We start from the raw sequence: 12085 nt of genomic DNA, 5'->3' as shown, positions 1-12085 counted from the left end.
CTCAACTTCCTCCTTCTAAGTTTTGCTGTGTGTTTGTATTTGGCTCTGGTACCACTGACCAGCTGTTATTTACTTTCTGATACCAATTAGGCTCTAAAAGCACATAATCTCCATTATCATCGGTTTCAATCGTTAAACGGTAGGCAATCTGAACATCTTGGATATCTGCTGTATTTTCATTTTGCTGAATGCTGTTCATAATCTCTTCGCCGCTCCTCAACTCTTTTTCCGAGGTATTGACCACGGTATTGAGCGATACCAGAGAACGATTATATTTGCTTAATTGATCATTTTGCCATTCCTGATAGATGGTAGATAAATCCATATATGAATTATTCACAACAGGATATTCAAATTGATACATCCGGTAAGCAATACTATCTTCTGTAAAGCCTTCTAAGCGATAATCTCCTGTAAAGCCTCGATGTGCGTTAATATTATTTAAGCTTTGCTGTAAAACGCTGTTATCCACCTGCTCCGTATTTCTTTCCGCAACATCAATAAACCGCATCCCGTAGCCGGCAATATTTAATTGTCTATTATCTGTCCGATACATAATCGATCCAGGAGCTGTCTCTGATACACTGACTACATTCGGGTTGCTGAACATAATATTTCTGATATCGACCGCTTCAATGGAGTCGAAGGTATACGTATAAGACGTTAATGCTTTCTTTTCCTTTGGAATATAAATATCTCTGGCTGCATCGGTCAATAACTGTTTTTCCTCATACTCATCTTCCGTCAGCTCCCCAAATATCGACAGCAGCTCGTCATAGCTCGTTCTGGAGTAGATCGTACCTTCCACAACTTCTTCCCTGTCTGCTGAAACAAATTGAACGTGTAAAACCTCTTCCTCTTCCTGCAGCTCGATGGAAAATCGATCCACATAGAAATTCGTGTTATTCGTCAATGTACTGTCGACATTTAAGATCGTATCGAACAAAGATAACGGGACCTCCGTCGGGAAAATAATTTCTACTTCTGCACCAGATTCAGTGTCTTCTTCTAAATCATTCCTTTGTATATCCGTCAATTCCCATTGCCGGATATCTTCAAAAAACTGCATACTATCCTCTGGTTCCTTATAGCTGGAGAATTCGCCGTTCATTTTAAAAACCACATCATTCGGCTTTACAAGATCACTTATCTCCTGTTCTTCACCGCCCAGATCTACTTCATCAATCGATTCGACATCGTTTAATGGCCTGTATTCCGCCTGATAATTCCACATCCCGAACGTGAGAACCAGACTCGTTCCTATTAAAATAATCAGCAATAATGATTTTGCAGTCTCTAATTTCATCTGCCTCTCCCCCGCTTCGAGCCCATGAGTGGCAAGGTAAATAGGATTGTCGTACCGCGTCCTTCTTTACTTTGGGCCCAAATCTTTCCATGATGAGCCTCAACAAGTTCTTTTGTAATTGCTAAACCAAGACCGGTTCCGCCAAATTTTCTTGTTCTGGCGCGGTCGGCGCGGTAGAAACGATCAAATATTTTATCGAGCTTGTCATATGGAATCCCCATTCCTTCATCCTGAATACTGATAATGACCATATGACGTCTTACATCCAGATTCACACGCACTTTTCCACCTTCTGGCGAGTATTTAAAAGCATTGGTAATAATATTATCAAATACCTGTGTTACCTTATCCCGGTCCATCCATACAAACGATTTTCCTTTTGGTATCTGGCGCTCCAGCGTAATCGTTTCCGGCAAATTCATTTCATAACGATCAAGGACCTGATGTACATAACCCATGAATTCTGTTCTTTCTTTATGCATCGGCAATTCATCTGAATCCATTTTAGACAGCTGCAGCAGATCATTTACCATCCGGATCATCCGGTCCGTTTCCTTCTGTGTAACCTCTAAAAAGCGCGGCGCAATTTCTTTATTTTCCCAAGCACCGTCAGACAATGCTTCTAAGTAGCTTTTCATGGTCGTCAGCGGCGTGCGGAGTTCATGAGATACATTCGATACAAAGTCTCTTCGCTCTTGTTCCATTTTCTCCTGCTCCGTAACATCGCTGATAACAGTAATAAACCCTGTCACTTCTTCTTCCTCATCCACAACTGTCGAAAAGTTTGCACGTATGATAAACGGCGTTTCTTCATCACTGAAATCGATAATCATCGAACCGCTGTCGGACAGCTTGCTAATATCGACAATTTTCTCTTCCAGGTTAAGCACATCGATGAGATCATCTCCAATCATATCATCCGGATTGGAGCCAATCATTCTGGCCGCAGCATCATTCATCAATGTGACTGCTCCCGTCTGATCGGTTGCGATTACCCCGTCACTCATATACGAAAGAACAGAGCTCAGCTTCCTTCGCTCTTCTTCAATCGTAGCGTAAGAATGCTTCAGCCTGCTATTTAAATCATTAAAGGTTTCGGCAAGCTGTCCAATTTCATCCCGTCCATAGACGTCCAGTTTTTGTGTGAAGTCTCCATTCGACATAATCAGTGCTTGCTCACGCATTTCCTTGATTGGCTTGGTAATTGTACGCGCCACGAGTACCCCGAGGATGGCAGAGATACTTATCGCCAAAACAGAACCCTGCAGGAAGATATTATTGATTCCTTCGATTTGGTCATAGACCTCTTCCAAAGAAGCAGTGAACTGCACCGCTCCAACTGCCTCTCCATTTCCAATCAGCGGCTCCACATGGACATGCACTCTGCTGTCGGTTTGCCGGTCAAAATACGTACTCCGCTGGGATTGTTCAAAAAAGATCGTATTCTGTACATCGATATCTGTAGATTTCTTGCCGACCTCTCCCTGCTCATCAATCTGGTTTGTCCCGAGAATCCTGCCCTGACGATCATAAACATAAATGGTTGTCGCTACATTCTCGGTATTCACATCATCAATGATGGATTGAATTTCCTGCTCTAAACTCGGCTCGTCTTCCGAACGCTCTCTCGCAAAAGCTTGTTCCAGATTATAGCTCAACATCTCCACACGCTCCGTGATTGATGCCTTAAACGTATCCGTTAATTCTTGTTCTAGCCGTTGTGTAAAAAAAGAGCCGATAACCTGTACAGCTAAAATCAACAGAAGGATATAAATAATAATAAACTTTAACTGGATTGATCTAAAAAAACCAACTTTATTCATATTGCCTTACTCCTGTTCAGGACTGCGCAAATAATAGCCGACACCTCTTCTTGTGACAATCCATAATGGGTTGCTAGGATTTTCTTCAATTTTTTCACGCAGACGGCGAACCGTTACATCAACCGTACGCACATCACCAAAATAATCATAGCCCCATACGGTTTCCAATAAGTGTTCACGTGTCATAACTTGTCCAATATGGCGTGCTAAATAATGTAATAATTCAAATTCACGGTGAGTTAATTCAATCTCTACGCCTTTGCGGGAAACAACATATGCATCGGGATGGACGACTAAATCGCCAATCACAATATCCTTGGTTGTTTTTGACGGCTCCTCTGCAGGTACATTTTCACGACGCAGATTTGCTTTCACGCGCGCAATTAATTCACGATTACTGAATGGTTTGGTCACATAATCGTCTGCACCAAGCTCTAATCCGAGCACCTTATCGATTTCAGCATCTTTTGCAGTCAGCATAATCACAGGGACACTTTGTGTTTTACGTACCTCACGCAATACTTCATTTCCGTCTTTTCCAGGAAGCATAATATCCAATAGAATAAGATTAGGACGCTCTGTTTCTGCAAGTTCAATTGCAGTATCGCCATCATTCGCTACCACTACCTGGTATCCTTCTTTTTCTAAATTAAATTGTAATATATCAGCAATTGGCTGTTCATCATCGACAACTAATATTTTTTGACTCATTGCTTGCACATCCTTTTTTTAGTTATAATTCTTTATTATCCATACAGGGAGACAGATAAGTGAGAGGCGCTTCCATAATTTCATAGGGGTAGGCTTACTGCCCCTAAAAATATTTTTTCTTAGATGTCCCCGGCTTTTTCTCCCGCCAGTTTATATTTTAAAATCTCATTTTCTCTTTATTGTAAATAACGAAAGTATAACATGAAATCAGTTAACCTATAATTGCAATTCTTTATACAACCTGATTTTCTAGACAAATTGCTTCCTTCTATTTTAACGTAAATTCGCGTTTATGTCTTGTAGGCAGAACAGAAAGATAGAGATTGGGGGAATTTGGATATGATTTTTCCTTAAATTCTTTACAGTTTCTTCACATGCAAAAAAGAGCTGATTTTCATCATCAGCTCTTTTTTAATACATTTCTTAGTTTATTATGGACGGTACACGCTTCTTACGACATTTGTCTGCGAACGATCTGGGCCTACAGAGAAGATGGATAATGGAATTTCTGTCAGCTGAGAAATCCGCTCTAGGTAGTGGCGCGCATTGGCTGGAAGTTCATCCAATGTCTTCACTCCGGTAATATCCTCTGTCCAGCCTGGCATTTCTTCATATACCGGTTCACATTCTGCTAATGCTTTTAAGCTTGCCGGGAATTCTTTGATGACTTCCCCTTTGTAGCGATAGGCAACACAGATTTTCAATGTTTCAATACCTGTTAATACATCAATTGAGTTGAGAGATAAATCTGTAATTCCGCTCACACGGCGGGCATGACGGACAACAACGCTATCAAACCAGCCTACACGGCGCGGACGGCCTGTTGTTGTACCATACTCACGGCCAATTTCACGAATTTGGTTTCCTATTTCATCATGTAATTCTGTTGGGAAAGGACCATCACCAACGCGTGTTGTATATGCTTTTGACACACCTACGACATGATTGATTTTGGAAGGCCCTACACCAGAACCGATAGTTACACCGCCGGCAATCGGGTTAGAAGATGTTACAAATGGATACGTACCTTGGTCAATATCAAGCATAACCCCTTGTGCGCCTTCGAACAGGACACGTTTTCCTTCATCAATTGCATCGTTTAACACAACCGATGTATCTACAACATAAGGAGCCATTTGCTGTCCATATTCAAAATATTCATCGAGAATATCTTCTACCAGCATGGGGTCAGACTCATATACTTTTTCGAATAAACGATTCTTTTCTTTTAAGTTCTGCACTAATTTCCCGTGGAATACTTCTTTGTCCATTAAATCAGCAATGCGGATACCGACACGTGCTGCTTTATCCATATAAGCAGGGCCGATTCCTTTTTTCGTCGTACCGATTTTATTTTCGCCTTTTTCTTCCTCTTGAAGAATATCCAGCTTCAAGTGATAAGGAAGAATCACATGCGCACGATTACTGATACGAAGATTTTCTGTAGAAACATTGCGCTCATGTAAATAAGCAACTTCCTCTACAAATGCTTTAGGATCGATAACCATTCCGTTTCCAAGAACACATGTCTTCTCGCTAAAGAAAATCCCAGATGGAATCAAATGTAACTTGTATGTTACATCATCAAATTTTATCGTATGACCAGCGTTATTTCCGCCTTGATAACGAGCAACTACTTCTGCATTTTGAGATAAGAAATCAGTAACTTTACCTTTCCCTTCATCTCCCCATTGCGTACCTACAACTACTACTGAGGACATCGTGCACCTCCAAAATTGGTTTTATATATGAAGATTCTTGCCCTGCATGAATTTTTTATTCATCATAACAGCACAATTACTTATCAACATTTGCTTTTCACTTACCACGTAGTATTTTATCAGTAATAAAAAGACACGTCAATGTAAAACACGAACATTACTTTTTCATTTTGACTTTATCATTCGCTTCATTCGTCTTTTTTATCGTTTTTGTTAAAGAAAAACGAACTTAATAATGTAAAAGGCAAAGTAAAGTTCGGTTTTCACCTATAAACATAGAAAAAGCAGCCCCAACATAATTTGGAGCTGCCTCTCTGAGCAGACAAAATGAATTATTCAATACCTTCTGTCCATTCATCTACTTTATCTTGATTCGCTTCTACCCAGTCAGCTGCAGCATCTTCTGGTGTTGCACCTTCATTAATATCAAGCATTACTTCTTCCATGTCATCTGTTTCCCAATAGAAGTTATCTAATACTTGATATGCTTCTGGAGCGTCCTCTTCCAGTCCTTCACGAACCATTGTTTCAATGGTTTCTGCCTCACCAAATACGCCGTCTGGATCATCAAGATATTTTAAATCATAGGCTTGGAATTTCCAATGCGGAGACCAGCCAGTTACAACAATATCATCTTCATTATCAATTGCATTACCTAATTCTGTTGCCATTGCACCGCTGGAAGAAGTCTGTACAGTCCAGTCTTCCAGATTATCATATTCTTCTACAGCATTTTCTGCGGCGTTTACAACACCTGCACCCGGTTCAATACCTGTAATCGTTTGACCAGCTTCATCTGTAAGATCTTCAATCGAATCTACATCCATGTATTCAGGTACAACAAGACCAATTGCTGCTCCTTCTAAGTTAGGTCCAAGCTGTTCTACTTGATCGCCATAAGCTTCGAATTGTTCCGCATGTGTTCCAGGTAACCATGCAGCTACCATCCCATCTGCTTCACCAGTTGCAACAGCTTCCCACATAACCGCATTATCAAGCGGTGTCGTTGTAACATCATAGCCTACATCTTCTAATACTTTAGCTACAACATGTGTGGAAGCTACTTCCGTATCCCATTCTACATAGGCTAAATCAATGTCTCCCTCTACTCCGCCTTCTGCAGAATCATCATCTCCGCCATTGCTGTCATCACTTCCGCAGCCGGCAACAACTAGTCCAAGTGCTAATGAACCGATAAGTCCAGCACGCTTAAGACTCCATTTAGACATAATTAAAACTCCCCTTTTCTTAAATTTTGTTTTCTATATAGACACTTTTCATGAGAGGGGATAGCCTCCCTCATAAAAAGATTGCCACACAAATTTATTCTTTTCCTTTATTCATATTTTGTGTAATACGGTCAATAATAATCGCTAAAATAACGATTCCGATACCAGCCACAAATCCGGTACCGACAGACGCACGTTGAAGAGAAGAAAGCACTTGACTTCCAAGCCCCGGCGCACCAATCATTGACGCGATAACAACCATAGACAGCGCAAGCATAACTGTTTGGTTAATACCAGCCATGATGGTTCCTTTTGCCATAGGCAGTTCTACCTTAAATAGTTTCTGTGATCCGGTCGTACCAAATGCATCAGATGCTTCAATTAAATCCTTAGAAACCTGACGAATCCCTAAGTTTGTAAAACGGACCGTCGGCGGTGTCGCGAAAATTAGGGATGCGAATACACCAGGAACCATCCCGATTCCGAAGAAAGCTACTGCCGGGATCAAATATACGAATGCCGGCATGGTTTGCATAAAGTCCAGAATTGGTGTAAAAATCGTATTAGCAATTTTGCTTTTTGCCATTAATATTCCTACAGGAACACCAACAATGACAGATAGTAAACTTGCTAAAATAACCAATGTTACTGTAGACATCAGCGCATCCCATAACCCCTGGTTATAAACAAACCATAGACCCACGATAGAAAATACAGCTAATCCAAGTTTTTTACCAGAAACAAAGAACGCAATTACAGCAACAATCAAGATAAATATAATTGGCGGAATACCTGCTAGAACATCTGAAGATACAAAATCCATAAAATTACCAAGATGATCTTTGATTGGTTCAAAAAGAAAGGCAAAGGTATCTTGAATCCAATCTGTCGCAGTCTCTGTCCATTCGGATAAAGGTATTTGATCAATAAAATCAAGCATTTAAGTTCACCTCACCATCATTTGCAAGCGCGGCTAATACAGCACCGCGAACAATAATTCCATTTAACCGCCCGTTATCTTCTACAACTGCAATGGGAACCGGCGTATCATAGATCATGGAGAAAATATCTTGCATTGGTGTGTCTGGGGTTACTCTTAAAATATCTGTTTGTAAAATTTCTTTAATATCTGTTATTTCTTTTTTACGTGCCTCAGAAGCGTCATCTGCTGTCACATAGCCCTGTAAACGGCGGTTTTCATCCACTACGAGAATGCTGGAAATACCTTCCCTGCGCATTCTTTCTAATGCTGCGCGCGGACCGTGCTTCGCTATATTGATTGTTTCCGGCCGCTTCATAATATGGCTTGCTGTAAGTATCTTCGAGCGGTCCACATCCTCTACGAATTTCTCAACGTAATCATTCGCAGGATTCATCAGAATTTCTTCTGGAGTTCCAATTTGAACGATAGCTCCATCCTTCATTAACGCAATACGATCCCCTAAACGAAGCGCTTCATCCAGGTCATGTGTAATAAAGATAATGGTTTTCTTCATGGAGGATTGCAAATCAATCAGCTCATCCTGCATTTCTTTACGGATAAGCGGATCAAGCGCAGAAAAAGCTTCATCCATTAATAATACTTTTGGGTCATTCGCTAGCGCACGAGCCAGCCCTACACGCTGCTGCATACCGCCTGATAACTGGCCAGGCTTCTGATGCATATAATCACCTAGTCCAACAAGCTTTAAGGATTCCTCCGCTTTTTTATCCCGTTCCGATTTATCAACTCCTTGTACCTCTAAACCAAACGCTGCGTTCTGTAAAATCGTGCGGTGCGGGAAAAGTGCGAATTGCTGGAATACCATTCCTAATTTTTCACGACGTACTTGTCTTAATGCTTTTTTATCTAATGTCGCCAGTTCTTTTCCATCAATTAGAATAGATCCTTCGCTCGGTTCGATTAATCGATTTATTAATCGAACCAGGGTTGACTTCCCGCTTCCGGAAAGCCCCATTATTACGAATATTTCGCCTTCTTCAACTGAAAAACTGGCACGATTTACCCCGACAGTATTACCTGTCTTTTTCAGTATCTCTTCTTTGGACATACCTTGATCTAACATTTTGATAGATTGGCCGATATTTTTACCAAAGATTTTAGACAGGTTTTTTGCTTCTACTACTGCCATATAATCACCTCTCTATTTGTTTTGATTTGTAGTACATCTAAAATTAAAATAATCTTTGGTACTCCCGAACCATTTATGCTGAAATTAAAAATAAATGAACCAACGATTGACTCATTTATTTTATGGCATCCACATAGATGTATTTACCTGTTTCAAGGCAACAATACTAATTATAATTAAGTTCCTGTTAAACCTCAAACCGCTTATTTTACGGTATTCTAATAGTTTTAAGCAATAAATTCCTTCTATTCCATATAAATCGACGTTTCCTGCCTTTTCCTTCTGTATACTTTTAAATGCTTCACTTATTTTACAATTGGTAACATTTATTTCTGAAAAATTACCATTTTGTTACAATTGAAACCACGATATTACATATTTTTTAAATTATGCTGTCGGAACTTATTTACAATATATAAAGTCAGCATCAAAATAGCCGTGATGGACAGCATCATTATTCCGCCAAGCAGAATCATTTGTACCAAAGCCCAGTCCGCTCTCATATGTAAAATAAAGAAAGACACTAAAAACAAAATTGAGATAATTGTATATTTTCCGAGGGAATACCCTTCTTGGCGCAACTGTCCCAGCAGCAGTTCATACGACGTTTCTTTCGGCAGCGCTTCCGATGAGCCTTGATAAACTTGAGTATAATCTACTGTATCGACAAGCTCCCAACCTTCTTCTAATGGCGGCGTATCTTCCTCCACCTTTTGAATAGGCTGAAACTCCAGATGATATTGTACTTCTTTCGGTTTATCTTCTGTTAATTGAAAAAGCAGACCGCCTAATCGTAACCTTTCTACTACCCATCCTTCCTTTGCAAGAGCTTCTAATTTTTCTGTTCCTATATAATGAAAGAAAAATCTAGCAGGGTTCCAAATTAATTTCTTTTTCATGATTTTTCACCTCTGTATAATGACATCTAAATTTAAATTAGTATCATTATACAAGATTTCCCGCGATTCTTCCTAGTAATCATAAAATATGACAGAAAAATGATTTTATTAACAAAAAGATAACGCTTTCATTTTTTAACTAATGACAATTTTCATATTAAATCTATTTTTACGAATTTAAATAGTTTCCTTTTTTATCCAATTGCGTAAACCCTTTTATACCAACGCTTCCCGTTTTTTGATAGTTTCCAAAACCATGCATTTTCTAAGGATTTTCAAATGACTTATATTTCTCTAAGTCTTTTCATGATATAATCGAGACTGACCTATAACACGAGAGAAAGGATGAAATAAACCGATGAGTCGTTCAAACGAACATATTGAAAAGCCGGAGATAGCTGTCAAGCAGCCTAATCCCCGTCTTAAAAGCTGGAAAAGCGTCTTTAATAAACTGAAGAAAAATAAGTCGGCTGTTGTCGGCGGAATTTTAATTATTTTACTTATCATTATCGCTCTTATCGGCCCATACTTAACCCCCTACGACCCTCTATACGATCAAGATGTAACCAATAAATTAGCTACCCCTTCATCTGATCATTGGTTTGGGACAGATAACTTTGGGAGAGATATATTCAGCAGGGTAATCCAAGGCACCGGATTAACACTGATGATAGGTTTTTTCTCTATCTTACTGGGAGCAACTGCCGGCGTATTTCTCGGTATTATCGCAGGCTATTACGGCAAACGGATAGATAGTATTATCATGCGTTTCATGGATATTTTATTAGCATTCCCTAGTATTCTATTAGCGTTAACGATCGTTACGGTTTTAGGCGGAAGCATGGTTAATGTTGTTATCGCGGTTGCTGTTTCCTCTGTACCGATATTTGCCAGAATTGTTCGTGGATCTACTTTATCTGTGAAAAAGCTGGAGTATATTGATGCGATGAGAGCGCTGGGCGCCAGTGATTCCAGAATTATTTTTAAACATATTTTACCTAATATCACCTCTCCAATTATCGTTCAGGCTACGTTAAGTATTGCTACAGCGATTCTGTCAGCTGCGGGGCTTTCCTTCTTAGGATTGGGCGCACAGCCTCCTACACCAGAATGGGGAGCCATGTTAAGTGATGGACGAAATTACTTATATAATGCACCCCATGTAGCGTTATTTCCTGGGCTTGCTATTGTCGTAGCTGTATTGGCATTTAACATGCTTGGAGATGGATTACGTGACGCATTTGATCCAAAAACGAGAGAATAGAAAGAGGTGAACGATTTTGATTCAATTTATCATTCGACGTATTTTACAAACGATACCCGTCCTAATTGGTGTATCTATATTAGTATTTAGCATGATGCATTTAGTTCCGGGTGATCCAGCACAAGTAATCGCTGGAGAAGGTGCGCCACAGGAACAAATTGAAAATATCAGAGAACGATTAGGTTTAAATGACCCTTTACCCACGCAGTATCTTAATTATGTAACCAGTGCAGTCCAAGGCGACTTAGGAACCTCTATGCGAAGCGGTAGAGATGTTTCAGCCGAAATTGGGGCCCGATTCTGGGTAACCGTTGAGCTTGCCATCTATAGTACCATCTTAGCTGTTTTTTTAGGATTAATTGCAGGTATTATTTCTGCTACACGTAAATATACAGCCATCGATACTACTATTATGATTGTCGCTTTATTTGGTTTATCGATGCCTAACTTTTGGCTTGGGTTAATGTTAATTCAGTGGTTTGCAATTGGAATTGATTTGCCATCCTGGGTACCTTTCTTTAATAACACAGCATGGTTCAGTCCTTCCGGCTGGGGAAGCTTCAGCCAAATTGTCTTACCTGTAATCACATTAGGTACAGGAAGTGCTGCCATTATTGCACGTATGACACGTTCCAGCATGCTCGATGTTATCGGCTCAGATTATATTCGAACCGCCCGTGCCAAAGGGGTAAAAGAGCAAATCGTTATTTATAGACATGCATTAAAGAATGCATTAATCCCTATTGTTACCGTAGTTGGATTACAATTTGGCGGACTTCTTGGCGGAGCCGTATTAACAGAGTCTGTATTCGCCGTTAATGGAATGGGAAAATTGATTATCGATTCTATCCAAGCCCGTGATTTCCCGGTTGTTCAAGGAACCGTTTTGGTCGCATCTCTTCTCTTCATTCTTGTAAACTTAATTGTCGATGTTGCTTACAGATTCTTGAACAAACGGATTGATTTAGATTAGTATTCTTGCATTACAAGATTTCGAAAG

General features: G+C 39.9%; 10 protein-coding genes. 2 read left to right on the top strand and 8 right to left on the bottom strand.

The features are described from left to right. Position 1: 1 nt before the first annotated feature. From BN997_RS00665 to BN997_RS00630, 8 genes are all read right to left on the bottom strand, one after another. Positions 2-1306 (bottom strand): YycH family regulatory protein, encoded by a 1305-nt coding sequence (locus BN997_RS00665; RefSeq protein WP_042528737.1) that lies wholly within the window; start codon positions 1304-1306, stop codon positions 2-4. Continuing rightward, positions 1303-3129, bottom strand: a complete 1827-nt coding sequence (gene walK / locus BN997_RS00660) for a cell wall metabolism sensor histidine kinase WalK (RefSeq protein WP_042528735.1) — start codon at positions 3127-3129, stop codon at positions 1303-1305. The genes BN997_RS00665 and walK overlap by 4 nt, the downstream gene beginning before the upstream one ends. Positions 3130-3135: 6 nt before the next feature. Beyond that, a complete protein-coding gene (gene yycF, locus BN997_RS00655) occupies positions 3136-3840 on the bottom strand; it encodes a response regulator YycF (protein WP_042528733.1) in 705 nt (234 codons plus the stop codon). A gap of 431 nt (positions 3841-4271) precedes the next feature. Then, positions 4272-5561, bottom strand: coding sequence for an adenylosuccinate synthase (locus BN997_RS00650; RefSeq protein ID WP_042528731.1), 1290 nt, complete (start codon positions 5559-5561; stop codon positions 4272-4274). Between the two features lie 332 nt (positions 5562-5893). Continuing rightward, on the bottom strand, positions 5894-6790 hold the full coding sequence (locus BN997_RS00645) for a glycine betaine ABC transporter substrate-binding protein (protein ID WP_042528729.1): 897 nt from the start codon (positions 6788-6790) through the stop codon (positions 5894-5896). 94 nt (positions 6791-6884) lie between these two features. Beyond that, entirely contained in the window at positions 6885-7730 is an 846-nt protein-coding gene (locus BN997_RS00640) for an ABC transporter permease (RefSeq protein WP_042528727.1), read from the bottom strand. Continuing rightward, positions 7723-8922, bottom strand: a complete 1200-nt coding sequence (locus BN997_RS00635) for a quaternary amine ABC transporter ATP-binding protein (protein WP_042528725.1) — start codon at positions 8920-8922, stop codon at positions 7723-7725. Before BN997_RS00635 ends, BN997_RS00640 begins: the two co-directional genes overlap by 8 nt. A 371-nt stretch (positions 8923-9293) precedes the next feature. Beyond that, positions 9294-9821, bottom strand: a complete 528-nt coding sequence (locus BN997_RS00630) for a DUF2812 domain-containing protein (protein ID WP_042528723.1) — start codon at positions 9819-9821, stop codon at positions 9294-9296. Between the two features lie 358 nt (positions 9822-10179). Here BN997_RS00630 and BN997_RS00625 point away from each other — a divergent pair, with 358 nt between their 5' ends. Both BN997_RS00625 and BN997_RS00620 read left to right on the top strand, forming a co-directional pair. Further along, positions 10180-11085 carry an ABC transporter permease gene (locus tag BN997_RS00625; RefSeq protein WP_042528720.1) on the top strand — a complete coding sequence of 302 codons (906 nt, stop codon included), beginning with the start codon at positions 10180-10182 and terminating at the stop codon, positions 11083-11085. 16 nt (positions 11086-11101) lie between these two features. After that, the gene (locus BN997_RS00620) at positions 11102-12058 is read left to right on the top strand and encodes an ABC transporter permease (RefSeq protein WP_042528717.1); all 957 of its coding nucleotides are present in this window, start codon (positions 11102-11104) and stop codon (positions 12056-12058) included. The last annotated feature ends 27 nt before the right edge of the window (positions 12059-12085 follow it).

This window comes from Oceanobacillus oncorhynchi, assembly GCF_000821065.1.
GTDB classification, from domain to species: Bacteria; Bacillota; Bacilli; order Bacillales; family Amphibacillaceae; genus Oceanobacillus; species Oceanobacillus oncorhynchi.
This window is presented reverse-complemented; position numbering and strand designations above follow the sequence as displayed.

Excerpts from the sequence above, each read along its gene's own strand:
- BN997_RS00645 (WP_042528729.1), bottom strand. The coding sequence starts at position 6,790 with ATGTCTAAATGGAGTCTTAAGCGTGCTGGACTTATCGGTTCATTAGCA.
- BN997_RS00650 (WP_042528731.1), bottom strand. The coding sequence starts at position 5,561 with ATGTCCTCAGTAGTAGTTGTAGGTACGCAATGGGGAGATGAAGGGAAA.
- BN997_RS00665 (WP_042528737.1), bottom strand. The coding sequence starts at position 1,306 with ATGAAATTAGAGACTGCAAAATCATTATTGCTGATTATTTTAATAGGA.
- BN997_RS00625 (WP_042528720.1), top strand. The coding sequence starts at position 10,180 with ATGAGTCGTTCAAACGAACATATTGAAAAGCCGGAGATAGCTGTCAAG.
- BN997_RS00630 (WP_042528723.1), bottom strand. The coding sequence starts at position 9,821 with ATGAAAAAGAAATTAATTTGGAACCCTGCTAGATTTTTCTTTCATTAT.
- walK (WP_042528735.1), bottom strand. The coding sequence starts at position 3,129 with ATGAATAAAGTTGGTTTTTTTAGATCAATCCAGTTAAAGTTTATTATT.
- BN997_RS00635 (WP_042528725.1), bottom strand. The coding sequence starts at position 8,922 with ATGGCAGTAGTAGAAGCAAAAAACCTGTCTAAAATCTTTGGTAAAAAT.
- BN997_RS00640 (WP_042528727.1), bottom strand. The coding sequence starts at position 7,730 with ATGCTTGATTTTATTGATCAAATACCTTTATCCGAATGGACAGAGACT.
- yycF (WP_042528733.1), bottom strand. The coding sequence starts at position 3,840 with ATGAGTCAAAAAATATTAGTTGTCGATGATGAACAGCCAATTGCTGAT.